A 26910-nucleotide genomic window follows, 5' to 3' on the forward strand; every position below is an offset into this window, starting at 1 on the left:
ATTGTGGGAAGCTTCTTCTTTGTTTAATAGTAATGGCTACGGAATTCTTCTGCCAGTTTCTCCATGTATTCCCCTGGATAGCAGCCGATCCGATTCATCTAAGAATTGCACGGATTGTCGCGTTGTTTCTTCGTTTTGCAGCAATACAGATTTATACGCCTCTGTCACCTGCTGAAGCTGCCTATTTAAAGCATTCAATTTATTGATGAAATCAAGGACATTATTCTCCCCAATAGTGGATGGAAGGGATGGCTGGAGTCCGTTAGCGGAGGTTTGAAGGTTGGTGAGTGCCTGTTCTATATCACTTATCCTTAGCTTAATCTCGGTATCCATTCTCAGTACCTCCTTATTATTTCTTCGACCTCTCCGCTGCAAGCTGCGCTTCCAGGGAAGCAATCGTTTGTTTGATAGAATCGATTTCTTGCTGGATCTGCTGGAACTTCCGGTTTATGGCTGAAAACACCTCATGAAACTGATTTGATTCAATGTCAGTGTAGCTCGCAAGCATTTGTTCAAACCGGATGTCCTCAAATTCACCTGCCAGCTTTCCCTGCCAGGTGAAAGGAGAAAGATCCGGTCTTGTGACGGTATGCCGATAGTGGTTAAACTCCTGCTGTTTTCCTTGAAGCTCTCCCTTACAGGCCAGCAGTCGCTGAAGCTCGTTTTGTTTCTTCGCCAATAAACTGTAGTAATATCCTAAAGACATGAAAAATCACCTCTATATACTGCAATTTTCATATTATACATCCATAAAAGAGAATCCATTTTACTATATCACAGGGAAATAATGTAATAATGATACGATTTTCTCATTTTGATTATTGTGTCGATGGGTAATTATTACTGTATTATACAAAAGTGTAAAATTAATCCTATTCGTGATAAAATTACTCTTATTTTTGGTGTAAAGTATAAATTATGGAAAATGCTAGTGAGGGGCTCTTAGAAGTACCTCTATTGCAGTTGTCGAATGGCAGGAGGCGATTTATACTGAAGGTATTAGATGCACGGGAGTTGCATAGCGGATTGAAGGAGCTTCATTCCAGTCTGTACTCCTTAGAAGAGCAGATAAGAAACATTGCACGTGATGTAGAAGGAATCACTTCGCTTGAGGACTCCTTTCGGGGAGAGGGAGCAGCCGCTATTCAGGCTTTTTTTCGTGAATGTCATTCTCCTTTTCTCTTATTTTTTGAAGGTTTTCTTGCAGACTATCAAAATACTTTAAAAAGAATAGCTACTTCACTTCAGATGCTCGAGCCGGCAAGCAATGGATTCATCCGTCAGAGCTTTTTGGATGGAGAAGCGGCACAGGGCCTGGTAAAAACAGAATCTATCACCACAAGCCTAACAGAAGAGACCAATGCGGTGATGCAGAAAGTTTCTGATATTGTCAGTCTGCCTCACCTGCAGGATGGGGAGTTTTCGGCACATGTAAGGAGAGCGGAACTTCACCGGAGAAATACCGTTGATGATCTTATTACCTTTGATGGCCAGCAAACACTGGCACTTGATCCAATTGAGCAGGATCTTCACCTGATGCAGTCCTACATCGATGAAATCTCCAGCCACTTTCAGAGTGGAAATCTTAGTATATCCGGCTATTCCGTCAAGCAGCTTAACACCAGCCCAATCTATGGAGAGCTTTTAGAAGGCATCAGGCATAAAGCTGGAAATTCCATGCGCTCACCGGAATTCCTTAAAGAACTGGGCATAACTGCCTTGGGACAGATTTTACCGCCTGGTGCTTATTCCATTTGGGCTATCTGGCAGAGTAACTATGAAAACAAGACCCTCCAATATCAGTTAAGAGCCTTGAAATCTTTGGCAAAGCTAAACGATAAAGAAATCAGCCCAGAGGAATTCATCTCTTTGAGCGGCAGAGAGATCCTGACTATTGAAGTCATAGATGAACACGGCATAGGCAGCCAGAACCAGGGCGGCAAGTTCCATCTGTATGATGACGGTCGGATCGTCAGGGAATACTATGCTGAAAAAGGAAAAGCTTACGAGTTCGTTGATTCCATTCCAGAAGATCGCGTGGGAGGAGTACGGGAACTTGACTCAATGGCCGATGGAACCCCGCTTGAAATTCTCGAATACCTGTCGCTGGCGGCTGTTGTCCGAAAACAAGGAACCAAGGTCATACGGAAGAGTATCAATAAGGCAGACTTTGATGCGCTTGTCAGGATATTGAAAGAGGAAAAGGGCCATGTGGTTTTGCCGGGGAAGAAGGATGGTAAGGGTAAAGTAAAGCATTTAAAAAATTTACCTAGAATAAAAGAAGTTGAAGTTAATTTTAAAAGAAATATTAAACATGACTCCGAAGAGTTTACTAGACAATTAAAAGACCAAGAACAAGGCATGAATGAATTAACGGTTGACGAGTATTTGAAAAATAGAGATAGGTATATTGCAGAAGGTAGAGCATTAGAAGGAAATGCAGCTCAAAAAATGGCTAGACAAGAAGCACTTAAAGATAAAATTGCTGAACTGCGAAAACAAGGACTCTCAAGAGCAACTGCGACAAAGCAAGCTTCTGAATGGCTGGAAACAAAAGCAGCACTTCATAATCCAGATCAAATAGCTGGAGGAAGAGTAGACATTATCGGAGGTTTGGGGGATAAAAAAGTAAATTCCTCGATAGGTTCACAATGGAAATATAGAATTGATGTAGTTGATGAGCAAATTAGGGAAATTGCTAGGAATATGTCACCTGAGCAGCTAAAGAATACTTATTTAAATGTGAAATTAACTCAATGATCAAAGGAGGCATTTTAATTGGTAACTATATTTAGTGATTTTTTAAAACATGAGAAAGTTGATGAAGATGTAATTTTAAAATATGAGGATGATCTTCCTGCAGAATTAATAAGAATATGGAACAAATATGGCTTTGGTACTTTCGCAAATGGCTTTTTAAAAGTTATTAATCCAGACGAATATTTAGATGTTTTAAAGAGAAGTTATCTAAGGTATGACCAGGCTATTCCTATTTTTACAACCGCAATGGGAGATATTATAGTTTGGGAAAAAGGAAAGTATGTAAATTTATTAAACTTTAGGAGAGGATATGTAAATGTTATTTCATCCGGATTTGAATTCTTTTTTGATGACTTAGAAGATAATGACTTTATGGACGAAGAGTTAATGTGGCAACCTTATCCTGAAGCGATTAGTAAGTACAGTGCCCCTAACTATGATGAGTGTTTCGGATATACTCCCCTATTAGGTTTAGGAGGAGCAGAAAAAGTAGAGAATCTAAAAAAAGTCAAATTGAAGGAACATGTTCTTATTATTACTGAATTTATGGGACCAGTTCAATAATGTTTAGGATTATATTACAGAATTTACAATAAGCACTTGCTTGCCTTTTAGGCAACAGGTGTTTTTATTTTTTGTTAGACATATAAGTTTTTAAGATGTTGGCCTCCAACCTATTTCAGAGTAAAACCGGGTATTCCCTCAAGCAACTTCACTCCAGCCCAATATATGGGGAGCTTTTAGAAGGCATCAGGCATAAAGCAGGAAATTCCTTGCGCACACCGGAATTCCATAAAGAACTGAGCATAACTGCCCTGGGTCAGATTTTACCGCCAGGTGCTTATTCCATTTGGACTATCTGGCAGAGCAAATATGAAGGCAAGACCATCCAATATCAGTTAAGAGCCTTGAAAGCTTTGGCAAAGCTAAACGATAAAGAAATCAGCCCAGAGGAATTCACCTCTTTGAGCGGCAGAGAGATCCTGACTGTAGAAGTCATAGATGAGCATGGCATCGGCAGCCAGAATCAGGGCGGCAAGTTCCATCTGTATGATGACGGCCGGATTGTCCGGGAATACTATGCTGAAAAAGGAAAAGCTTACGAGTTCGTTGACTCCATTCCAGAAGACCGAGTGGGAGGAGCTCGGGAACTGGACTCCATAGCTGACGGAACCCCGCTTGAAATACTCGAATACCTGTCGCTGGCGGCTGTTGTCCGAAAACAAGGAACCAAGGTTATACGGAAAAGCATCAATAAGGCCGACTTTGATGCCCTTGTCAGGATATTGAAAGAGGAAAAGGGCCATGTGGTCTTGCCGGGGAAGAAGGTTGGTAAGGGTACGGGTGATGTTCAAACTGGTGGCAGGGAACTTTCAATTGATGAATATCTAAAGCAACTTGATAAAGCAGAAGAGATGTACGAATCTTTTAGAAAATCCAAAATTGATGTACAGTCTATTGCTAAAAATACAGGAATGACTGAACAGAGGGTACAAAGAATCAAGGAGCATTTATTTATCAAAGAGAACATAAAAGAACATGGGATTGGACGCTTTGATCCGGATTATCAAATTGCACAAGCTTGGGATAGGCTTCAAAAAGATACTTATAACAAGAATGATATTGATTTATTGAATCATGAACTTTTTGAGTCAAAATTCGAGGGAATATTCAAAACGGATTACAGGACCGTACATGATAAAACAGTTGAATCAGGGCGTCCGTGGTATCCACCAGAGGAGGAGTAAAATTGGCTTCGTATGTTTTATTATTAAAGGATTATGAAGATGATGAAACTGTGGTTTACAAATTCGGACCTAATGAAGAGATTATGGGAAAAATTGAGTTAAATAAAACAACCAGGAAGTTTTCAGAGTTAGAAAGTTTACCAGATCAAAATATTCCCTCTAAGTTTTATTATGATCGAGCTGCTCAAAGATTGGCAGTTTGCCTAGTAAGAGAAGGTGGCATATTTCCAGAAAAAACAGCTTTTGAGTCATAGTAGTTACAAATAAGGCCTTGATGGGTAGATGCCTTTCAAGGTTCTTTGTTTAATAGTAGAGGAGTAGCCTTCTTTCTCCCCAACATTCCCCCTCCATATGTAATGAATTTGCCCAAGCCAAACCCATTTCCGCGCATATAAAGTAGTGTAAGCATATATAGAGGAAATGGAGGTATGAACGGATGTACCGTTACAGAGGCCCTTATCAGCCGCAGGATCAGCGGTTTTTTGGATTCTTTGGTCTGCCCTTTTTAGGAGGGTTAGCAGGAGGTTTATTGGGCACTGCCTTATTCTACCCGCGTCCATATTATTGGTATCCTCCACCGCCGCCGCCTTATTACCCGCGACCTTGCTGTGGACCAGGATTTGGATACCCTTATTAATAAATATCAGGGGAAGCTCATAAAGGGGCTTTCCCTTTTTGAATTCGGCAATAATTTACCTGCTGAATTCAGGAGCAATAATAGGTTTATTATGAAAATGGGGGTGGCCGGCGGCATGCCGTGGCTGAGATGCTTGATAAGGCAGAAAATGAATCAGATTAATAACACAAGTTTGTGTAACGGCTAATGAAGTGAGATTTTTTCCTAAGAATATATTTGAGTGACTCGTCATATATGATGAAAGTCTTAACTAATAAGGAAAATGTAGGATATTTATTATTCAGAATATTAATTCTTTTAGCAGATTTACATCCTCCTATTAAAAAGGCATGATAGAAATAATTCGGATATCGAATTAATAGATCAGAGGAGGCTTAAAAATGAAGAAGAAATCATTATGGAAAGTACTTAGTTCAGCAGCACTGGCAGCAGCGATTCTCGTACCCCAAGTCGGCTTTGCTGAGGGCGCAAAGCCTGTGACAGAAGAAAATGTATCAATTAATGGTTTTGTTGATTATGAAGAATTAAAGAGAAAGTTAAGCCAAATTGAAAAATCATCCAACGGCCTGGTTCAGGTGGAATCTGCGGGAAAAACGAATCAGGGGAGAGATATCTTTACAGCACGTGTGGGCCATGGAGATAAAGTGGTACTAGTGCAGAGCGAAATTCATGGCAATGAAAAGACCGGCACTGTCGCGTTGCTGAATATTCTTCAATATTTGGGGTCAAGTCAATCAGCAGATGCGAAAAGGATTAGAGAAGAATTAACGATTGTCGCAATCCCGATGATGAATGCCGATGGCTCCGAATTGGACAGGCGCGGCAATGTAATGACCTGGGAAGAGGTTCAGGAACAGTTTCCTCAATTACATAATGCACAGCCCACCTGGAATTATTACACACGCAGCCTTCAGGGGGACGACTACTCTGCAGCACCAGGATTCGATGTAAACCGTGACTTTAACCCAGATTTAAATTATGTTCCGAAGGCGGAGGACTTCCCTGGCAATTCAAGCACTCCAGGCTGGTATATTACGCCTGAATCGCAAACAGTCCGGGATGTTTATAAGAGTCTTCAAGAGGAATTTGGTCATGTTGAAGTCTTTTTAGATCTTCATCACCAGAATTTCTATAAGATTGAAGGAACAGATGAAGATGTAACAATGTCCATTTCAGCAGACTTTGTTCCAGATCCAAGTTCTGCGGAGGGTGCAAAATATAGCCAATATGCGGAGAATTACCGCTTTGATTTTTCACGCCAGTTAAACGTCGCCCTTTATGATGCACTTCAGGAAAAAGGAAATTCAGTGTTTACCAATATTTCTTTATATGACCAGGAGTTAGACTTGCCTGGAACTGCCTTGGGCTCCTTTGCCTTGAACGGCAGCGGGGTTGTCCTATTTGAGGTAAAAGGGCAGACACATAACTATGGACAAAAGATGAAAGGTCAGCTGGTTAAGACAGTAGAAACAGGTGTCATGGGGATTATCAATGGTGTGGCAGATGGCAGTGTGTATGATTTGAATCCGGATGAATATAATGAAATCCCTAACAGGGTGCCAATTCGTTAACATAGTCAAAAGAAGCTGAGTCCCAATGGGAATCAGCTTCATTCTTACTGCAGTCGATCTGGTACACTATCAGTCGTTTCTTCTGCGACTTCTGTAAAAATATCCTCTTCGTTTTCAGGAACCATATGGACAGAGAAGCCCTTGGCAAAGGCGGGTTCCAGTAAATGAATCAGCTGCTGGACATCAGCCTGCAGCTGAAGGAATTCCTTTTTCGTTACAGGCTGGGCTTCTTCTTTTAATTCATAGCCCACTTGTCCGTTCGCCTCCAGGGTTGCCCATCTTACATCGCTGATAACTGCAACATTATGCTGACGCAGCTTCATTTCAAGCTGGTCCACAGTAAACCGGAGTTTTCTCAGATTCTGTTCATTTAATTTTCCATCTTCTATGATAATTTTGGATTGCCCAGTGATAAACTTCTCAAATTTGTCTGATTTCATTTGTGCATATTCCATGACAACTAGGGTGAGTACAAGGATGAGTCCTACTGCAAGAGTAGTCCAAATGCTTTCCCCTGAAACCGGTTCAATTAATAGTGAACCGATGCCAATCATGATTACTACCTGAGCTAATGTCATCTGTGAAATAGACTTTCTGCCAGCGATCCTTAATAACAGGGTGCCCCCGATGACGACAAGGATTGAGTTCCAAATCCAATCGAATTCCAATCTCATCCCTCCCTATATTTTATTATAGTCTTTCGCAAATAGAGCCTTCTAAAACTGTTAATGTCAATTTATCTAACAAAAAGTGGGATTAGCTATTGTTACCTACTTATTAAACGTGTTAATATCAAAATATTATAAAAATTTTAAAAACTGAATGACTGTCGGGGGGATATTTGGATGAAGAAAATGTTAGCCATCCTAGCAAGCAGCGCATTATTAATGCTGGCTGCCTGTGGATCAGGAAATGAGGAAACCAGCGGGGAATCGTCAGAAAAGAAAACCGTAAAAATCGGGATCACGCAAATTGTGGAGCACCCATCATTGGATTCTGCGAGAGAGGGATTTATTGCCGCATTGAAAGATGCTGGTTATGAAGAAGGAAAAAATCTTAAAATCGACTTCCAAAACGCCCAGGGGGATATGAACAATAATATGTCCATTGCCCAGAACCTGGTAGCGGACAAGAATGATTTGATTCTTGCTATCGCGACTGCCAGTGCACAATCCGTTGTGCAATCCACAAAGGATATTCCAATCCTTTTTACAGCCATCACTGATCCTGTTGGTGCTGAGCTTGTGGAAAGCATGGAAAAGCCAGGCGGGAATGCAACGGGTACATCTGATACACATCCGGATGCCATCAAAAAAACGATTGACTCCATTAAAACATTTGTACCGGAAGCCAAGAAGGTCGGCATCATCTACAATGATGGGGAGCCAAACTCAGTAGTAAATGTAAAGCATGCGAAAGAAGCCATCGAGGCAGCAGGACTTGAAGCGGTTGAAACGACTATTTCAACAAGCTCCGAGGTAAAGCAGGCTGCAGAATCCTTAGTAGGCCGTGCTGACGTGTTCTACATCCCTAAGGACAATACAGTTGTATCTGCCCTTGAATCTGTGCTGAACGTAGCCAATGAGAAAGACATTCCAGCATTTGTTGGAGAAAGCGATTCGGTTAAACGGGGCGGATTTGCTTCCTATGGTTTTGAGTATCATGATCTTGGATACTCTACCGGCCAAATGGCCGTTGATATCCTTGAAGGCAAAAAGCCTGGTGAGATTCCTGTTGGCTACCCTGAAAGTCTTGAGCTGGTGATTAACAAAAAAGCAGCTGAGGAGCAGGGAGTCGCTTTAACGGATGAAATGCTGAAGGATGCTAAGGTGGTTGAGGAATAAATAGGTTGTTAAAAGATACAGCGATTCAGCTGTATCTTTTTTTTGCTTTAAGAACCCGGAAATTTTTTCTTGAAAATGATTCAAAAGAACTACAAAAGCCGGAAGGGTGATTTTAGGAAAAAAAAGGGCTCAACAAAGTTTAATTAAAATATAAATAATAAGGTAATTCTGCCTATAAAATACAATTGGGGGTTTATAGATTAATAGGAATAAAACCACAGACATAATTCGACAAGGCCACTCAAGCGATTTGACGAGTTTTGACTGCCATGATAGTAATAAAAAGGTAGAAAATTTGAATTTTAAAATGAGTGAATAACAAAAAATTAGAAAAAACCTATGAAAAAAATACCAATTTTGGTTTAAGTATCTCGAAATTGGGTATTGGTGGGTATAAATAACTGTTTTGTTATTTTTTGCAAGTAAGTAATTGACCTTTTAATTGTGTATTTTTACAATAATAGTAACCTATTGAAAAGGAGAGATTTGAATGTCAGGAGTTATTCGCGTTACACCAGCAGAATTAGTAGGCATGTCTAACCGTTATAATGGAGAAAGCAGCCAGGTTGGGGATCAGATTGTCCGTTTGGATAATATGATTCGTGAACTGGAAGGTGCATGGGAAGGGGAAGCAAGCAGAGCGTTTGCTGAACAATACCAATCTTTAAGACCTTCATTTGTTCAAATGCAGCAATTATTAGAGGATATCTCTGTTCAGCTTAATAATACTGCAAGAGCTCTTGAGGATGCTGATAACCAGATTGCTGGCCAAATCCGCGGCTAATTTCATCTGAATCAATAAAGTGGAGAAGGAGCGCTACATTCATCAGATGAAAAGCGCTCTTTTTTTGTACTAAATTAGCAAATTTTCACTTTGGTAATTTGTCTAGCTCCAGCGCCTACCCCCTCGAGGTGTCGAGGGTGATCGAGGCGCTTGCGCTTTTCTAGTGGGGTGTTGAATATGTACATAGAATTAACAATTGATCTGAAAAATTATGAAGTTGAACCTTTTGATCTCCGTCTATCTAACTATCACTCTGTTAAAAAAGTAGTTGATATTGTTTGGCAAGCTAAGTCGATTCCTCAGCCGCCCCGGGAAGGCTATTGGGTCAGAATTCCTAACAAGCAAATGATTCTGTCAGGAAACGATAAGCTGGCAGAAAAGGGGATTACCACTGGGGACCGTTTCGAAATTTTATAAAGGAGCATTAAAAAATGTCAGAAAAGAGTCAAACCTACCTTGAAGAGCAGCTTGAAGCGGTTGTCGAAACAGATCATCAATCCCTTACCATTCTTTTTCAAAGAGAGAAAATAAAAGCTGATGCTGCTGCGGAATTGGAATTGCTCAAAGCTATGGATTCAGCTATAAAAAGGGATGTCCATTTAACAGAGGATGAACTGCGCCTCGTCCTGCAAATTCCCTCAAATTATTTAACCTTTTCCAAATTAAAAAAGAAAGACCAAAGAAGCAGATGGATCTTTTCTTCACAGCTCCTCAAGCTTGTGAAAAGTCATCCATATACCAGACTGCATCTCATTGTTTGTCCGGAAAATTTAGTGGCAGATGAAAGCCTGTCGCCGCATTTGCTTCACTATGGTGTGAAAGAAAGCCTTCCGCCTTATGAAGCCAATCATGAAAAACTCTGGATGGAATTGAAAGCGACCGTTGCAGCTGCTGTAGATGGAAAGCATTCCTTCCGGGATTACCTTAGACTCCATGAAACCATTGAACTGTCGCCTGCAGCGGCTAGTGTGATCAAAGCCAAGGATGAAAATGAATTGTCAGAAGTCATCCGGACTAATATTGAAATGCTTGAAAAGAAAGATAAGGAATATGTTAAGGTTCCGCAGAAAAAATGGAAAGCCACAAGGTATTCTGCTTGGGGTCTGCTGATTGCTTTATTGCCTTTCCTTGCTTTCAGTCTATATTCCCTTTTCTTTACACAGCCTAAACAGGCAGCATTTATTAATAGCCAGGAACACTTCTTGAAAAGCCAATATAGTGAAGTCGTTTCTGAATTATCCAATTATGATATTGATCAGATGCCGCGAGTCGTGCAATACGAACTTGCGCAGTCTTACATAATAAATGAAGCATTGACGGAAGACCAGAAAGAGAATGTCCAAAATACCATCACCCTGCAGACAGATCCTCTTTACTATCATTACTGGATTCATATTGGGAGGGGAGATGCTAAGGAAGCTCTCGATATCTCACGGGATCTTGAGGATAGAGAATTAATTCTATTTGCATTGATTAAATACCGGGAAGTTATCAAAGCAGATGATAGTCTTGAATCTGATGAAAAACAGCAGAAAATTGACGAAATTCAAGCTGAGATTGATGAGTATATAGAGGAACAGAAAGCTCAGGAGGAAGAGGAGAAGCGTCTTCAGGAAGAGCAAAGTAACAGCAGTGATAATGGGCAGGCTGTAAAACAAGAGCCTGAACAGAAGGCTGCAGAAGAGCAAAAGCCTGCAGATTCAAAGGCAGCTGAAACATCTGCTGAAAAGCCAGCCGAAAAGCAGGAAGAGGCAGCAAAGACAAAACCAAATTAAGATAGACAGGAGGTGGAGAGATGGAACAGTTATGGTTGTTTTACAGCGATTACTGCCAGCAGCTGTCTATGCCATTTGAAAATAGCAGCACGATCACCATAGGCCCAGAGCTTGAACAGCTGGTGACAATAAGGGATTTCCCTTTCACAAAAGGGGCTGTGTCAATAGAAAGGCACGACAGCTCCTATGAAGTGAGGCAAAATGAGTCAGTTCTCGGAAAGCTAAATGACGGGGAACCCTTCCAGCTGAATGATGAAGGGAAGACCCTGACGATAATCGTAACCTCTGAAAATATGAATAGCCAGACCTACTATTCTGGCTATCAAAAGCAAATAGAATTTTCCTCGGAAAACCCAGAAGCATCGATTTATAAAAAGAACGGCATTTTAATGGATGCAAGCCATTCCTTCGAACTGATTAAAACAAATAACGGCTGGATGGCAGAACCACAGTCAGGACAGCTCTATGTAAACGGAAAAAGAGCCGTAGAGAGAATTTTTCTTGAAATCGGGGATGTGCTGTTCTTCCCATTTATGTCTATTCGAATACAAGAAGAGGATCTATTCCAGATCGACAGCATTGAAAGCTATGAATCTAAGCTTCCGATTACCATCAGGCCGCAATCAGAGATGGCAAAGAAATATCCGCTCTATCGCCGAACGCCCAGAATGATCTATGAGATGCCGGATGAGAAAGTTTCTCTATCCTTCCCGTCACAGGAGCCTGATGATTCCAATCGGGGGTTATGGATGATCATTATGCCGCCGCTGATTATGCTAATCGTGATGGGCATCGTGGCTCTGATTCAGCCAAGAGGAATTTTTATTATCATTTCAATGGTCATGTTCATGACCACGTTAGTCACATCTACCGTTCAGTACTTTAAGGATAAAAGCAATCAAAAGAAGCGGAAAGAGCGCAGACATCGAGTGTATACTGCCTATCTGGAAGAGAAGAGGAAAGAGCTGCAGGCACTGTCTGACCAGCAGAGGCATGTTCTGGAATTCCACTTTCCCTCTTTTGAGAAAATGAAATACTTCACAAGCCATATATCCGACCGGATTTGGGAAAGACCCCTTGCGAGTTTTGATTTTCTGCAGTTCAGGCTTGGAACCGGTAATGTGCCAGCGAGTTATGAAGTTAAGGTCAGCTCTGGGGATATGGCTAACCGTGAAATTGATGACCTGCTTGAACAGTCACAGCAGATGGAAAAAGTTTATAAGGAAGTTAGAAATGTGCCAGTCGTGGCTGACCTTGCTAAGGGGCCAATCGGACTGATCGGAAAAGAGTCGGTTGTTAAGAATGAGATACACCAGATCATTGGACAGCTGGCGTTTTTCCACAGCTATCATGATGTACGGTTTGTATTTATTTTTAATGAAAAGGAATATAAGAAATGGGAATGGCTGAAATGGCTTCCGCATTTCCAGATGCCGCATGCACATGCAAAAGGGCTGATATATAACGAACAAACGAGGGATCAGCTGTTATCTTCCATTTATGAAATCCTGCGGGAAAGGGATTTGGATGAAAATAAGGAAAAGCAGGTGTATTCTCCGCATCTGGTGTTTATCATTACTAACCAGCAGCTGATTGCAGATCATGTGATTCTGGAGTATTTGGAGGGCGACCACTCCAACATGGGGATCTCCGTTATTACTGCAGCTGATTCAAAGGAAAGCCTGCATGATAATATTCAAACACTTGTCAGATATGTCAATCAGGAAGAAGGAGACATTCTGATTCAGGACAAAAAGGCCGTGAGCATCCCATTTAGGCTCGATGCTCATCAGAAGAAGGGAAATGAGGAATTTTCCCGTCTGTTAAGAACGCTTGATCATCAGGTTGGAATGACCAATTCCATTCCAAATAGCGTTTCGTTCCTGGAAATGATGAAAGTAAAGGAAGTGGGAAAACTTCCAATCAAGCAGAATTGGCTTACAAAAGAGTCTTCCAGATCATTGGCGGTACCAATTGGCTTAAAAGGAAAGGAAGATCTGTCGCTTTTGAATCTTCATGAAAAGGCGCATGGCCCGCACGGACTGCTGGCTGGGACAACGGGATCGGGTAAGAGTGAATTCCTGCAGACCTATATTCTTTCACTTGCAGTTCACTTCCATCCCCATGAGGTCGCTTTCCTGCTGATTGACTACAAAGGCGGGGGAATGGCTCAGCCGTTTAAGAACATGCCGCATCTTCTTGGAACCATTACGAATATTGAAGGAAGCAAAAACTTCAGTTCAAGAGCGCTAGCCTCAATCAAAAGTGAATTGAAAAGACGGCAGAGGCTTTTTGATCAATACCAGGTGAATCACATCAATGATTACACAGACCTTTATAAAAACAAGATGGCAAAGGAACCGCTGCCGCATTTGTTTTTAATTTCCGATGAGTTTGCAGAGCTTAAGAGTGAAGAGCCAGAATTCATCAGGGAGCTTGTCAGTGCTGCACGAATTGGGCGAAGCCTGGGGGTGCATTTAATTCTGGCAACCCAAAAGCCAGGCGGTGTCATTGATGAACAGATCTGGAGCAATGCCCGTTTCCGGGTAGCTTTAAAGGTTCAGGACACAGATGACAGTCGGGAGATCATCAAAAACGGAGATGCAGCAGCTATTACCGTAACCGGACGCGGCTACCTTCAAGTCGGCAATAATGAAGTCTATGAGCTCTTCCAATCTGCATGGAGCGGGGCGCCTTATTTGGATGACTCCTCAGAGACAGAGGATGAAATTGCAATCGTAACCGACTTGGGCCTTGTGCCATTATCGGATGTTAATTCACGCCAAGGAAAGAAAAAAGGCGGAAAAACAGAAATTGAAGCAGTGGTGGAGGAAATTGAAGCAGCACAGTCTTCGATGGGCATTAAAAAGCTTAGAAGTCCGTGGCTTCCGCCTCTTGAAGGGCGTTTAAGCAGGAAGCTCCACCGCGCTGAAGAGAATCATGAGATTCATTTAGGGATGGTGGATGAGCCTGAGAAGCAGAGCCAGTATCCATTGAGCTATCAAATCATAGAGGATGGTAATGTGGGGGTATTTGGCTCCTCAGGTTATGGAAAATCCCATACGATTATGACAATGCTTCTTAGCATTGCCGAAAAGCGAACTCCGGAAGAAGCCCATTATTATATTTTTGATTTTGGAAATGGCTCACTTCTTCCGCTAAGACAGCTGCCGCATACGGCCGACTTCTTCCTGATGGATGAAGAACGTAAAATTGAAAAGTTCATGAATCTGATCAAGGATGAAATTGCCCGCAGAAAGCTATTGTTTCAGCAGCAGGAAGTCAGCGGAATTAAGATGTACAATTCGATGAGCAGCGAGAAATTGCCGCTCGTATATATCACATTTGATAACTTTGATTTAGTAAAAGAAGAAATGCAGGAGCTTGAAACACAAATCAATCAGATTGCCAGGGACGGACAGTCACTCGGCATTTATATGATTTTTGCTGCGACGCGGATCAATTCGATCAGACAGTCGCTTATGAACAACCTCAAAACGAAGGTTGTCCATTATTTGATGGACAGCAGCGAGGCATACTCCGTACTGGGAAGGGTTCCGTTCGCACCTGAGCCTATACCGGGAAGAGCCATTATTAAAATGGAAGAGGCATATTTCTCACAGGTATTCTTGCCGGCAGATGGCAAGGATGATTTTGAGATTATAGAAGCCATCCGGGAAGACATCCAGGAACTGAAAGAGAAATACAAGGACTGCAGGCAGCCTGAAGAGGTGCCGATGCTTCCAGCAGAGCTTAATACGATTAACTTTACCCGCTACACTAATGGAGCTGTTCAGCCGGGACTTGTGCCTGTTGGCCTTGATGAGGAATCTGTAAAACCTGTATATGCGAACTTCAATAAAACGAAACACTGCATCATCCTGGGGCAGGCCCAAAAAGGAAAGACAAATGTTCTTAAGCTCATGATCAATCACATGCTTGTTCAGGATGCAGAGTCCGTCGGTATTTTCGATTCCTTTGACAGAGGATTATCATCCTATGCCAGCGAGGAAAAGTCGGTTTATATCGAGACAAAGGAACAGATCAGCGATTGGGCAGCACAGGTGGAAGAACAATTATCCCTCAGGGAAAAAGAATATCTAAACGCAATCCAGCATGGCAAGACCGATATAGAGTTTTCGCCAATCGTACTGGCTGTGGATGGATACTCCCGTTTTGCGCAGACATTAGATAACAGTCTGCAGGAAAGAATGGCAAGGCTGATGAAAAACGGCAGCCATCTGGGCTTTAGTGTCATCGTTACGGGCAGCAATAATGAACTGACAAAAGGATACGATTCCTTAACAGCAGAAATCAAACAGATCCGCCAGGCGATCGTTCTGATGAAGAAATCGGAGCAGACGCTGTTTACCCTTCCATACGACCGGAAAGAGGCAGAGATCCAGCCGGGATATGGTTATTACGTTATAAACGGAAAGGAATTAAAAATTCAAATTCCTTTATGTGCCACTGAAAGGAAGGTCTTAGCATGACAGCCAAAACAAAATACATCGTGAAAATGGTTTTGGTGATGCTTCTGATTATCGCCGCGCCAGCCATCTTTTTTGGCTCCATTGGCGATAATCCTCTGCTAGTCAGGGAGAATGCCACAAGAACCATAGCTGTTGTTAATGAAGATACAGGCGCTGACAAGGAAGAGAAGTCACTTGATTTTGGAGAGGAAATTACATCGATTCTGCAGGACGGCTCACAGTATGAATGGACCGTCATTGGCAGGAGTGCTGCAGAGAATGGGTTGAAAAATACCAAGTATGACGCAGTCGTTTATATTCCATCCAACTTTTCAAAGAACATCATGTCCTATGAAAGCAAGCAGCCTGAAAAAGCAAGTTTTGAATATACGGTGCAGAACCAGCTGAACTCACTGAACCGGGAAAAGGTTCTGCGTGAGATCCAGACTGCCACCAACCGTGTTAATGGAAAGATTTCAACATTGTATTGGACCTATGTATCCCAGGACCTTGAAAATGTGAAATCCCAGTTCGATACCATTTTACAAAAAGAAATAGACTTCCAGAATGCAATGCTCGCTTTCTATAAGCCTAGTTCAAAGAACCTGGCAGAGGAAATTGAACAGCAGCGCAATATGCTGGAGAGCATTCAGTCGACAGTGAAGACTGCTGCGGAAAGTACTTCAGAGGGCGAAAATAACCTTACCCAATTTGAAGAGAATCTTGCTGGATTTGTTCAATATGTAGAGCAGTACCGGGAATATCAGGATGCTCAGCAGGAGACGCTCCAAAAACTGCAGGATGAAAATGTACTAAATATCCAAGCGATAACTGGGAAACATGATCCTCAGTACTCTGAATCGCTAACCGCGCTGAATGAGGGCGGCGAGCAGCTCTCGAATACTATTGATTCAGTGGAAGCTCAGCTTAAGGAAAACAGTGAGACGTTCAGCAGCCTCTCGAATATCCGTACTGCACAAGTGGATCGGCAGAGAGAAGAATTAATCAATTACCTTATGAACCAAGAGAGAGAGACCCTTAGCCAGGTTGAGGCAAACATAGCTTCCTTGAAGCTGGAGTTGTCAAAAGGCACATCTGCCGGTAATCCAGGAACGGCATCAGCAGCTTCAAACAAAAGCTATACAGAAAAACAGGCTGCCAATACAAATACGGATACTGTCATTCCTTCAGTTCCCGGCCTTGAAGCTGAGCGGGCAGAATTGCAGGCCATTGCCAGTGAAATGAACGCAATAAAGTCTTCACTTGAAACCATTGAAGGAACTTCGGAGCAAGCATCCGCTGCTGCTGAAAGCCTGCCGAAGCTGTCTCAGCGATTGCTTAATGTGGAACAAAAGCTTTCTGCGAATGACTCAGCAGAAAATCCTCTGCAGAAAGTGGTGGATGAGCTAAAGGCTGCCAACGAAACCTTAGCTGCTCAGAATGGAAAATTGGTTGAAGACTATAATAAGCTCGTTGCAGAAAACAAAAATTTGATTGAGCAGCTGACTAATTCAGGAAACTTTTCATCTTTAATCGGCTTAATCGATCAGAAAGAAAATAAAATTCTCGAATTGAATTTAGATAGTTCCAGCAAAGCGAAGTTAACAGAAGTGTTTAACCAGCCAATTATCTATGCGATCCCATCAAAAATGATGGAATATTATTCTGCTCTCGGAAGATTTGAAGGCACGATAGAGTCTTCCATTAACTATAATCCTGAGAAACTTCAAACCTTTATAGAAAAATTGAACCCAATTGTAAAAGTGGGCGAGGATGAACAAATGGTTTGGGATCAATTGAATACTTCCATCCCTAATTCAGGGGAACAGCTTACAGGTTTGGATAATCAGTTTACTGCATTTTTTAGCGAGTATAGTCAGAAAGTTGAAGAGCAGCAGGCTGCTATTACATCAGACTTATCTGCACTGCAGGAAAGTGCATTGGCCGTCATGGATAATATTCAGTTGTTATCATCATCCAATACTTCAATGCCTGTCGATGGCATTGACGGAACTTCTGTGATGGTCAAACAGGAAGGAATCAGCCAAAGAATGCTGATGATTAATGATCTTGTTGGCTCCATCGGGGAGAACCAAAGCAATATCGTGTCCTATACAAGCGAGCTTGAGCAAAAGGTGCAAAGTGTCCAGCAGGATGCAGATACACTGAATTCCAAGTGGGGCTCGAACGTAGAGACGACTCAGATGTTCCGGGATGATATTTACAACCTTCTTGGTAATACCTATGTGAATGGCCAAAAGAATGGCCCGGTATACGAGCAATTATCCAATCCGCTTCAAATCAGCGGAGAAACAGCTGCAAAGAAAGAGGAAAGCAAGCTGCCGCCTGTTGTTGTATTGGCCATTGTCCTGCTCAGCAGCTTAATGATCGGATACTTCAGCCATTATTTCAAAAATGCGCCGATGCTTGTCCATGCTTCCATGTTTGTGCTGCTGAATCTTATTGTTGGTCTGATAATCAGTATATTCGGCCTTAATATTTACTCAATGGAACAGGATCGGGCTATTGAGTGGACGATATTTACCATATTGCTGCTGACTGCAGCTTCAGCCATTGTGCTGGCAGGTTTCAAGATTGGCAATCTGGCAGGGTGGATTTTGAGTGTTGGTCTCATTGCCTTCTTCATTAGTCCGTTCCTGGCTCTTACAGCACCGAATATTAACTATGAAGATCCAATGTCCAAGGTATATATGTCCATCCAGTATGATTCGCAATCACTGTTTGTTCCGGCTATTCTCATACTGCTTGGCATCATAGCCTTCCTTGCCATCATTCCATTTGCAGTCCGGTCGATAAAAGACCTGCGTACAAAAAGGGATGAGGATCAGGCTTATGAAGCTTAAAAGATTTATTAAAATCATTCTGTTGATCCCGGCGTTTTGGCTGATAGCTGGCCATTCCGCCGGGGCGACCCCTGATTTTGATAACTTAACTCCGAATACCTATGAAAAAAAGGAATTCAAAGAGAATACCGATTACTTGCATGAAAAATCACTTTATGAAAATAAGAAAGAGATCCCCGAAGAACAAAAGGATCTTACTTTTACAAAAAAGAACCTGGATCCTTTAAAGGAAGTGAAGGATCAGCTTTTTGATGGCGGTGCAACCACTAATAATACCATCACTGCAAAAGCAGACCAGCTTCAGCTTTTTTCCGATTCTAAACAGGAAAGCTTTTTGAAGGCAGAGGATCAAACTCCCGCTGAACAAGATAACAAATTAATCTTTCTTTATATTATTCTGCTTGTCATTGCCATAGGTGTGATTATGGGATTCCTCATACCGAGGATGGCTAAGCAGGCTGACAATTAAATAATTTCCGTACATGTCTCCGGTTTGGAGACATGTACATAAATACTGCAACCAAATTCTTCAGCAAACTCTCCTCAAATAATTGGCCTCTAAAAAATAGAATAAAGAATTAGGGATGAAAAAGTCTGGACAAATAGCCAGATGACGAGACTTTAAAATTATTGGATAGAATAACTTTAAAAATGAGGTGTCAAAATGAACTCATCACATGTAAGAGCCCTGGCAAGGGTATTTCAAACAGCTTCAGATGATATCAAAACAGAGGAATTCAAACTAAAGCAAAGTGTCCAAAACCATGCAGACGAATGGAAAGGAAAAGCCCGGGAAAAATTTGATTCCGCCTTGGAAGAAGCAGGAGTCCTCTTCCAAAGGCACTCTGATAACCTGTATAACATCAGCAGAGAACTGGAAAGCGCTGCGAATGAAGTTGACAGAGTCAGAGAAGAAATTGAAAGACAAAGAGAATTAGAGAGATTGGCCAGGCTTAAGGAAAAATAATAATTGAAGAATATAAAGAAAGATTGGATGGGTTTTTATGTCTAATAATGAAGAGAAGAAAAAAGGTTCATATGATAAGAATAAAAGATATGATGGCGAAGCGGTGCCGGGATGTGCAGACCTTTTTATATTGCCAATTCAAGTATTAATAGTTGGGTATCAAATAATTAATTTAATTTAGTTAGAAGAACTAATCCGAAAAGAAACGAGGTATTGAAATGGGAAATGAAATATCTGTCAATCCAGATCGCCTGGAAGACCTGGCAAATGACTTGGTTACTCGTTTGTCCAGAATTGAAGACGAATACAGAAACCTCCATATGGAGCTTGCAGATTTGATTAACAGCGCTCCGGCGGAATATAGGCATTGCTTCTATCATGTAGGGGATCCTTGGGGTACTGGTAATCAGCTGGTTGGGCAGCTCAGTGAAATGGAGATTGACCTGAGAATGGTCGCGAATAAATTTGCTGACGCAGATAATCTGGTCGGTAAGTTGTATAAGCTATATGAGCAATATGGTGCCGTAACAGCCCTCGGAGCATTGATGACAAAACAGCTTGCCTTTTACGGGTTGGGCTTTACTCAATTTATAAAGGATGCTGATGGTGTATTTACCTATAAACATATGGCGGCCCTTCAGAAGGTAACAGATAAAATTGATGAATCTAAAAAGTTGGGAACGATGGCAAGAGCGTTCCTGGGTCCATTATATTTGAGAAGTAAGTATAAAGATGTACCACTTGCGGATTTAATTCATAGAAAAATTGCTAAATATCTACCGGATGATGTGGCGAAGTTTGCGGGTAGCTCCAGAGCCTTTTTTGATGAAATTAAATATAAAACTTTTAATCCAACTACGTTTAAATCTTTTGTTAGTACTGGTGCCAAATTCGCTAAAACAAATGCATTAAGTACAGTTGTTTTAACCGGTGCAATGGAAGTCGGAGGAATGGGGCTTAAAATTTCAGAGAACTATGCTAAGTACGGAAATAACCCGGATGTTTTGAAGCGTGAAAATGCTAAAGCGATTGGTAATGCTGTAAATAATACAGTAGCTATCTCAGGAGGAGCAATTACAGGTGCAGTAATAGGAGGAGCTTTAGGTAGTTTAGTTGGACCGGTTGGAACAGTTGTGGGTGCAGCTGCAGGTTCATTCGTTGGTGGAATTATTGGAGAGAAAGCTGCTAAATTAACTGCTGGAATTGCTGAAAAGGGTGCTATCCTTATTAAGGAACCTTTACACCATGGAGTCGAGTTTTTTAAAGGTGGGTTTGAGAAAGCTGGAAAAGCTGTTGAAGCAGCAAATAAGGGTATTGATATTGTCAATAAACAAATTAAAGAAACAATGTCTGATCCGGTAGGGAAAATTAAAGATATTGGAAAAGGGCTGTCAAAGGCTAAGGAGACAGCTGGATCTTTATTAGATGGAGCAAAAGGGTTTTTAGATAAAAAATTATCGTTTTTTTAAGGAGGCAATATGAGTACCATTCAATTAAGTATTGAGGAACTAATTTTTGCATTTTATAGTGAAGGATTATATGAAGAAGGAATATCTATGAAAGAAACGTATTTTCCTTCACTTCAAGATTCCGAATTGAAGTTAATGCTGGAATTTGCGGCTCGCTCTTTGCTGGCAAAAGATATGGCCGTAGAGGTTAATAATCAATATAGATTAAAAGAGAACTACAAGTCTTATATTAATATTCTGAGTAATGCGGAGAAGACGGTTAAAGCTTCTAGATTTGATTTAAAGTTCGGAGGGGAAGAAAACATATCTTTTCATTTTGGAAATGGGGAAGTTTATCTTCATAAGTTATTGCATGACCATCAAGTACATTATATTACCAAATCCACACCAGAAAATATAATAACAAGTATTAAAGGTTTCTTCAATATTAGCAAGCTGCCTTTACAGGATGAAGTGCTTTTTAGTTTGAAGAATGAAGAATTTGAAGAATTCCTAGGTGATATGAGTGAATCGGATTCGTTGTCTGAATCTACTGCTCAAAAGTGGGAAAATAGGGTTAATGGTTCATTCTCATTTGAGTTTTTAAAAGATATTTCCAATAGAAAAGGAAGAATGGATAGCTTACTTAGTCTTAAATATGACTCTGCAAAAAATCCCGATTTAATTGACCTAATTTTTATTGTTCCTGGGAAATTGGACTTCTGGATGATTACAAGAGACGATAACTTAGATTTAAATATTCAAAGGGCAGACGAGACATCTATTAGAAACCTATTATTTAACAATTCTGTCCAAGGAGGAATTCCTCTTGTCCATGATTGAGAAAAAAGGAGAAGCTGTATTAATAAAAAGTTCTAAGTTCATGTATGTATGGATGTTTTTAGCTACAGTAGGATTTTTACTTGCTTGTATCTTCTTAATTACACATGGACTGAAATTTAATTCTAAATATTCTTTCCTCTATCTTGGCGGAGGAATCGTATTAACTCCCTTCTATCTTTATTTGACTATTTGGAGTCTGCCTGGATTAATGCCAGGAAAGGTTTTGTTTAAAATACTCCCGGGAGAAAAAGGAACAGTTAATGCTAAAAAAGGTACGGTATCTATAAGTAATATTCGTAATATCAATTTAGTTAGAAATCCTATAAATTTAATCAATGACATTGTTATTGAAACATTCAATGATAAAAAGATAAAAATTAGAACATATAATCTTCTTGGTGACTTAGATTATGAAATGATTGTAGATCAATACATTTATCCATATATGACTGAAAGTGCAAAAAAGGTCTGGGATCGAAAGGTAGATCTTGAACGTCTTCGTAAAGTTGCAAGATACGAGAGAAAAGAACCTAAAATTGAATAAGATAAATTGAATCTGTCTAACAAGTCCTCTCATAAGAGAGGGCTTTCTCAAGGGGAGAGAAAAAAGTGACTCCTTTTATTTGTCTCAAATCTAAAGGGGGATTATTATATATCGATGGTTCAAGACAAAGATCATATAACAATAAAGAGTTCAAACATCATGTATGTTTTGGTGTCTCTTGCTACAGTAGGTTTTTTAATAGCCTGTATCTTTCTAATTGTTCACGGATTGAAGTTTGACTCTAAATATTCTTTATTCTATCTTGGCGGAGGAATAATTTTCACTCCTTTTTATCTCTATATCACACTTTGGAATTTACCAGGCTTAATCCCGGGTAAAATCTTGCTGTCCATTACACCCGGAGAAAATGGTGTGATTAAATCAAAAAAAGGCATTGTTCCAATTAAGGACATACGAAACATTGATCTTGTAAGGAATCCATTGAATTTAATTAATGATATTGTTATTGAAACATTCAATGATCAAAAAATTAAAATTCGCACGTATAACCTGATTGGTGATTTTCGCTATCAGATAATAGTTGACCAATATATATATCCTTATATGACTGAAAATGCAAAAAAAGTTTGGGATCGAAAAATAAATCTGGAGAATCTTCGGCAGCAAGCTAATTATGAGAGGCAAGGACCAAAGGCTGAATAATGGTTTTATGTGTGGAATCTCTCTTCTTTAGTATCTTTGCTTGGTTCAAAGGGGTGAATATTGTTTGTCAATGATTCAGAAAAAAGGCGAAACGGTAATCATAAAAGGTTCTAAGTTCATGTATGTATGGATGTTTTTGGCTACAGTTGGATTTTTGCTTGCGTGTATCTTCTTAATCATTCATGGATTGAAATTCAATTCAAAGTACTCTGTTCTATATCTTGGAGGAGGACTTGTCTTTACTCCCGTCATGCTATATCTCAATCTGTGGAGTTTGCCTGGCTTTATTCCTGGAAAAGTGCTATTTTCAATTGTTCCTAGAGAAAATGGCACTGTTAAAGCTAACAGGAGAGAAGTTCCAATAAAAAATATTCGTAATATTGATTTAGTCAGAAACCCACTAAATCTTATAAACGATATTGTAATTGAAACCTATGATGATAAAAAGGTAAAGATTCGAACTTATAACCTTCTAGATGATTGCGATTTTCAGATTATTGTTGATCAATTCATTTACCCATATTTGACTGAAAATTCCAGAAAGGTATGGGATCGGAAAATAGATCTTGATAAGTTAAGGAAAGAGGATAATTATGTAAGGCGGGATCATAAGATAGAATAGATGTGTTATAAGTTTGAAGTTTCTTTACTTTAGACTTGCTGGATCAAAGGAGCGTGTCTATGATTCAGGAAAAGGGCGGCCCGGTAATTTTAGAAGTTCTAAAGTCATGTATGTTTGGAGGTTTTTGGCTACAATAGGATTTTTAGCAGCATGTATTTTTTTAATAATACATGGGCTGAAATTTAATTCTAAATATCTTTGTTTTATCTTGGCGGAGGAATTATATTTATCCCTTTCTATCTTTATTTGACTTTATGGACCCTGCCCGGATTAATGCCAGGGAAGGTTTTGTTTGTAATAATCCCGGGAGAACAGGGGACAATTCATTCGAAAAAAGATACGATACCCATAAGTAGTATTCGAGATATTAATTTAGTAAGAAACCCTTTAAATTTAATCAATGACATTGTTATTGAAACATTCCATGATAAAAAGATAAAAATTAGAACATATAATCTTCTTGGGGACTTAGATTATGAGATGATTGTAGATCAATACAGTTATCCATATATGACTGAAAATACAAAAAAGGTTTGGGATCGAAAGGTAGATCTTGAACATCTTCGTAAAGAGGCAAGGTACGAGAGAAAAGAACCTAAAATTGATTAAGCTAAATTCAATCGTTCTCACAAGTTCTCTCATATGTGAGGTATTTATCAAGGGGGGAGTAAAAATTGACTCCTTTTATTTTTCGGCAACAAGCTCATTATGAAAGCCTAGAACCAAATGCTTAATAAGGCATGTAGGTAAGGTATATGGTTCTCTCTGTCTGATTCAAAGGAGGAGTATTAATTGTCAATGGTTCAGAAAAAAGGGGATGCAGTTATTATAAAAGGCTCGAAATTTTATTATGTATTAATGTTTCTAGCAACGGCAGGATTTTTAATAGCATGCATTTTTCTAATTATACATGGATTAAAATTTAACTCTAAATACTCCTTTTTCTATCTTGGCGGAGGAATAATATTTACTCCTTTTTATTTGTATATCACTCTCTGGAGTCTGCCTGGTTTTATTCCAGGAAAGGTATTGCTAAAAATTGTTCCCAGAGAGAACGGTACAGTTATTGCCCCAAAATGCCTTGTTTTAATAAAGAACATCCGAAATATTGATTTGATAAGAAATCCATTAAACCTTATAAACGATATTGTTATTGAAACCTTCGATAATCAAAAAATAAAGATTCGCACCTATAATCTCTTGGATGATGGTGATTTTCAGGTAATTGTTGATCAATACATTTTTCCTTATATGACTGACAATGCCAGAAAAGTATGGGATCGGAAAATCGATCTGGATAAGTTAAGGGAAGAAGATAACTATGTTAGGCAGGAACATAGGATTGAGTAAAATTAATAGAAATATTTTAATATCTATCGATATTGAATTTTTTTAAAACGTACTACAGAGAAGCTCTTTAAAGGTCTAACCCTATAAAGAGCTTTTGTTTTGAGTTTGGTAATTTCTGAAACCGAATGGCATAACGCACGTAATAAAGTTAAGAAAGATTAAAAAGGAGGACACCATGCCAAAGAAAAGCCCCATCACCCTATTGATGTTAGTATTAGCCAGCTTTCTCTTCCTTTCAGCCTGCAGCTCAGAAAGCAGTTCAGAGGCCAAAGCAGAGAAAAAGGAAGAAGACAAATATGAAAAACTGGTTAAAGAGAAAAACAAGGAACTTGAGCTCGAACCTCTGGAGCTGACTTCTTACAGCGAGGAAGTAGGAGCAGCTTTGAAGAATCCGGAACATAAGGAGTTTGCTGCTAATGGCAGGGTGGCTGTGCAGGGAGAGATCGAGAAGTATTCGGACCTAAAATCAGACTATGCCTGGATCAAGGTTCGTTCCACAGAGGATGGACCGGCAGGGAACGATCTTGAATACTACACACCCATCAAAGAAGGGAAGTTCAAGCAGAATATCCGTTTATTTAATGGGGAAGGCGAGTACAAGATAACCGTTCAGCTTCCGAGTACGGATAGTGAGAATTACTATTATGATCTTGCCTCGTTCACTGTCCACAATGTGAATCCAAATGCGGAACGGGATGTGACGTATACTCCGTTTGGCCACGAGGCAGATCTGACTCTGGATATTGAATCAAGCTATATAAATGGCAATGAAGTATTCCATTTAAAAGGGGAAGCGGGAAGCCTATCAGACAGCGATACGATCATGCTTAAGCTGAATAAGGAATCGGATATGTGGAAGCATGTCATTCCGCTTAAGGACGGAAAGTTTTCCTATGATGTGCCATTATTCTATGGAAAAGGGCTTCACGAGCTTGAGGTGCTTGTCCCTGACAGGGAAAGGGAAAATTACTATCAGACGGCTACAACTATCTTAATAGACAACGAATCTGATAGGACGATGAGCCCTATCGAATATTCTAAAACGTATGAGGAGCGGGGAGTGGCACTTGAATACCCGCAATATGGCGGTGAGGAATCTGACGGTGTCTTTTCTGTAAAAGGAAAAATTGATCCGCAGGCAGAATTTGGCCCTGAAACCGATCATATTTACATTACCACTAAAAAGGGTGAGGACGAAGCACTGGATGTTATTCCAGTAGAAGACTTCACATTTGATGATTCGTTTTATTTAAGGTTCGGCCCGGGCACATATGAAGTCACACTAAGTGTTCCTGAAATTAAAGAAGAAAACAGTGATTATTTCCGGTATTATGGATTTGCCAAGTTTGAGGTAGAGTCAACAGGCGAGGATAAGCGGGACCTTCTGCCTTCAAGAGGCGTTCAGTCAGATGCACCGCAAATTACTGAACTGGCGAAAGAATTGACAGAAGGCATAAGCGGTGAAAGGGAAAAAGCGAAGGCTGTATATGATTTTGTCGCGAAAAACGTTTCATATGATGTGAATAAACTTGAAACAGATGACTTCAGCTGGGATGATAGTGCACTCAAGACACTGGATTCCAAAACGGGCGTATGCCAGGATTATTCGTATCTTGCCATTGCCCTGCTCCGGGCAAGCAATATGGAAGCCCGTTTTGTCGAAGGGACTGCTTTCGGCGGATTTTGGCCGCAGAAGCATGCATGGGTGGAAGTGAAAGTGGATGGAAGCTGGCTTACTATGGATCCTACATGGGGAGCGGGATATATTAAAGATGATAAATTCGTGGCAGCTTTCAATGAAAAATACTTTGACCCGAATAAAGAAGAGTTTGAAAAAACACATAACCGCACAGGTGTATCCTATTAATTGCTATAAAGTCACGGGGCTTGTTCCTGTGGCTTTTTTCAATAATTTGGCCTCTTTTTTCCAAATGTGTGGAAATTATATCGAAAGACCCTTCAATAAATATTCTGAAAATTATAAAATCAAATTGACTGGGCTTCCGTCCGGATCTCCT

The 26910-nt window shown here is 40.3% G+C and carries 26 protein-coding genes and 1 pseudogene; 24 read left to right on the forward strand and 3 right to left on the reverse strand.

Annotated elements, in window-relative coordinates; all coding sequences use genetic code 11:
* Nucleotides 1-36: 36 nt before the first annotated feature.
* Both NR125_RS23680 and NR125_RS23685 read right to left on the reverse strand, forming a co-directional pair.
* Nucleotides 37-333: a YwqI/YxiC family protein gene (locus NR125_RS23680; RefSeq protein ID WP_019382372.1), complete on the reverse strand. Its 297-nt coding sequence runs from the start codon at nt 331-333 to the stop codon at nt 37-39.
* Nucleotides 334-349: 16 nt separating this feature from the next.
* Nucleotides 350-706 (reverse strand): YwqH-like family protein, encoded by a 357-nt coding sequence (locus tag NR125_RS23685; RefSeq protein ID WP_256816236.1) that lies wholly within the window; start codon nt 704-706, stop codon nt 350-352.
* A gap of 212 nt (nt 707-918) precedes the next feature.
* On the opposite strand from NR125_RS23685, the pseudogene NR125_RS29970 reads away from it, so the two are divergent.
* From NR125_RS29970 to NR125_RS23715, 7 genes and pseudogenes are all read left to right on the forward strand, one after another.
* A pseudogene (locus tag NR125_RS29970) lies at nt 919-1533 on the forward strand (T7SS effector LXG polymorphic toxin); the annotation flags it as partial.
* A gap of 741 nt (nt 1534-2274) precedes the next feature.
* Nucleotides 2275-2760: a polymorphic toxin type 15 domain-containing protein gene (locus tag NR125_RS29975; RefSeq protein ID WP_372675477.1), complete on the forward strand. Its 486-nt coding sequence runs from the start codon at nt 2275-2277 to the stop codon at nt 2758-2760.
* A gap of 18 nt (nt 2761-2778) precedes the next feature.
* A complete protein-coding gene (locus NR125_RS23695) occupies nt 2779-3324 on the forward strand; it encodes a T6SS immunity protein Tdi1 domain-containing protein (protein WP_256816238.1) in 546 nt (181 codons plus the stop codon).
* 209 nt (nt 3325-3533) lie between these two features.
* Nucleotides 3534-4508 (forward strand): hypothetical protein, encoded by a 975-nt coding sequence (locus NR125_RS23700; protein ID WP_256816239.1) that lies wholly within the window; start codon nt 3534-3536, stop codon nt 4506-4508.
* Nucleotides 4509-4510: 2 nt separating this feature from the next.
* A complete protein-coding gene (locus NR125_RS23705; RefSeq protein ID WP_256816240.1) occupies nt 4511-4762 on the forward strand; it encodes a hypothetical protein in 252 nt (83 codons plus the stop codon).
* Between the two features lie 182 nt (nt 4763-4944).
* Nucleotides 4945-5145, forward strand: a complete 201-nt coding sequence (locus NR125_RS23710; protein ID WP_192908040.1) for a hypothetical protein — start codon at nt 4945-4947, stop codon at nt 5143-5145.
* Between the two features lie 380 nt (nt 5146-5525).
* A complete protein-coding gene (locus tag NR125_RS23715; protein WP_192908041.1) occupies nt 5526-6716 on the forward strand; it encodes a M14 family zinc carboxypeptidase in 1191 nt (396 codons plus the stop codon).
* Between the two features lie 44 nt (nt 6717-6760).
* On the opposite strand, the gene NR125_RS23720 is transcribed toward NR125_RS23715, so the two are convergent.
* A complete protein-coding gene (locus NR125_RS23720) occupies nt 6761-7384 on the reverse strand; it encodes a DUF421 domain-containing protein (RefSeq protein ID WP_019382379.1) in 624 nt (207 codons plus the stop codon).
* 177 nt (nt 7385-7561) lie between these two features.
* Between NR125_RS23720 and NR125_RS23725 the strand changes: the two genes are divergently transcribed.
* The 17 genes from NR125_RS23725 to NR125_RS23805 all read left to right on the forward strand — a co-directional run bounded on the left by NR125_RS23725 (nt 7562) and on the right by NR125_RS23805 (nt 26759).
* Nucleotides 7562-8560, forward strand: a complete 999-nt coding sequence (locus tag NR125_RS23725) for an ABC transporter substrate-binding protein (protein WP_071158486.1) — start codon at nt 7562-7564, stop codon at nt 8558-8560.
* Nucleotides 8561-9050: 490 nt separating this feature from the next.
* Nucleotides 9051-9344: a WXG100 family type VII secretion target gene (locus NR125_RS23730; RefSeq protein WP_009336200.1), complete on the forward strand. Its 294-nt coding sequence runs from the start codon at nt 9051-9053 to the stop codon at nt 9342-9344.
* A 177-nt stretch (nt 9345-9521) separates the two neighbouring features.
* Nucleotides 9522-9761 carry an ESX secretion system protein YukD gene (gene yukD, locus NR125_RS23735; RefSeq protein ID WP_019382382.1) on the forward strand — a complete coding sequence of 80 codons (240 nt, stop codon included), beginning with the start codon at nt 9522-9524 and terminating at the stop codon, nt 9759-9761.
* 14 nt (nt 9762-9775) lie between these two features.
* Complete coding sequence (essB, locus tag NR125_RS23740; RefSeq protein ID WP_256816241.1) at nt 9776-11119, forward strand: type VII secretion protein EssB; 1344 nt, start codon at nt 9776-9778, stop codon at nt 11117-11119.
* A 20-nt stretch (nt 11120-11139) separates the two neighbouring features.
* Nucleotides 11140-15612, forward strand: a complete 4473-nt coding sequence (gene essC / locus NR125_RS23745) for a type VII secretion protein EssC (protein WP_251265057.1) — start codon at nt 11140-11142, stop codon at nt 15610-15612.
* Nucleotides 15609-18455, forward strand: a complete 2847-nt coding sequence (esaA, locus tag NR125_RS23750) for a type VII secretion protein EsaA (protein WP_256816243.1) — start codon at nt 15609-15611, stop codon at nt 18453-18455. Before essC ends, esaA begins: the two co-directional genes overlap by 4 nt.
* Entirely contained in the window at nt 18445-18924 is a 480-nt protein-coding gene (gene essA / locus NR125_RS23755; RefSeq protein ID WP_009336195.1) for a type VII secretion protein EssA, read from the forward strand. Before esaA ends, essA begins: the two co-directional genes overlap by 11 nt.
* A gap of 195 nt (nt 18925-19119) precedes the next feature.
* On the forward strand, nt 19120-19422 hold the full coding sequence (locus NR125_RS23760) for a WXG100 family type VII secretion target (protein ID WP_256816245.1): 303 nt from the start codon (nt 19120-19122) through the stop codon (nt 19420-19422).
* A 37-nt stretch (nt 19423-19459) separates the two neighbouring features.
* Nucleotides 19460-19603 (forward strand): hypothetical protein, encoded by a 144-nt coding sequence (locus NR125_RS23765; RefSeq protein ID WP_019382387.1) that lies wholly within the window; start codon nt 19460-19462, stop codon nt 19601-19603.
* Nucleotides 19604-19742: 139 nt separating this feature from the next.
* Nucleotides 19743-20891 carry a glycine zipper domain-containing protein gene (locus NR125_RS23770; RefSeq protein WP_232292567.1) on the forward strand — a complete coding sequence of 383 codons (1149 nt, stop codon included), beginning with the start codon at nt 19743-19745 and terminating at the stop codon, nt 20889-20891.
* 9 nt (nt 20892-20900) lie between these two features.
* Nucleotides 20901-21713 (forward strand): hypothetical protein, encoded by an 813-nt coding sequence (locus NR125_RS23775; protein WP_009336192.1) that lies wholly within the window; start codon nt 20901-20903, stop codon nt 21711-21713.
* Nucleotides 21706-22257, forward strand: coding sequence for a DUF5381 family protein (locus NR125_RS23780; RefSeq protein ID WP_009336191.1), 552 nt, complete (start codon nt 21706-21708; stop codon nt 22255-22257). Before NR125_RS23775 ends, NR125_RS23780 begins: the two co-directional genes overlap by 8 nt.
* 114 nt (nt 22258-22371) lie before the next feature.
* Complete coding sequence (locus NR125_RS23785) at nt 22372-22920, forward strand: DUF5381 family protein (protein WP_009336190.1); 549 nt, start codon at nt 22372-22374, stop codon at nt 22918-22920.
* A gap of 70 nt (nt 22921-22990) precedes the next feature.
* A complete protein-coding gene (locus tag NR125_RS23790; protein ID WP_256816246.1) occupies nt 22991-23542 on the forward strand; it encodes a DUF5381 family protein in 552 nt (183 codons plus the stop codon).
* 198 nt (nt 23543-23740) lie between these two features.
* Nucleotides 23741-24151, forward strand: coding sequence for a DUF5381 family protein (locus tag NR125_RS23795; RefSeq protein WP_256816247.1), 411 nt, complete (start codon nt 23741-23743; stop codon nt 24149-24151).
* Between the two features lie 189 nt (nt 24152-24340).
* On the forward strand, nt 24341-24892 hold the full coding sequence (locus NR125_RS23800; protein ID WP_256816248.1) for a DUF5381 family protein: 552 nt from the start codon (nt 24341-24343) through the stop codon (nt 24890-24892).
* 175 nt (nt 24893-25067) lie between these two features.
* Nucleotides 25068-26759: a transglutaminase domain-containing protein gene (locus NR125_RS23805; RefSeq protein WP_256816249.1), complete on the forward strand. Its 1692-nt coding sequence runs from the start codon at nt 25068-25070 to the stop codon at nt 26757-26759.
* The last annotated feature ends 151 nt before the right edge of the window (nt 26760-26910 follow it).

The sequence above is a fragment of the Cytobacillus sp. Bac17 genome (assembly GCF_024519925.1).
Taxonomy (GTDB): Bacteria; Bacillota; Bacilli; order Bacillales; family Cytobacillaceae; genus Cytobacillus; species Cytobacillus pseudoceanisediminis.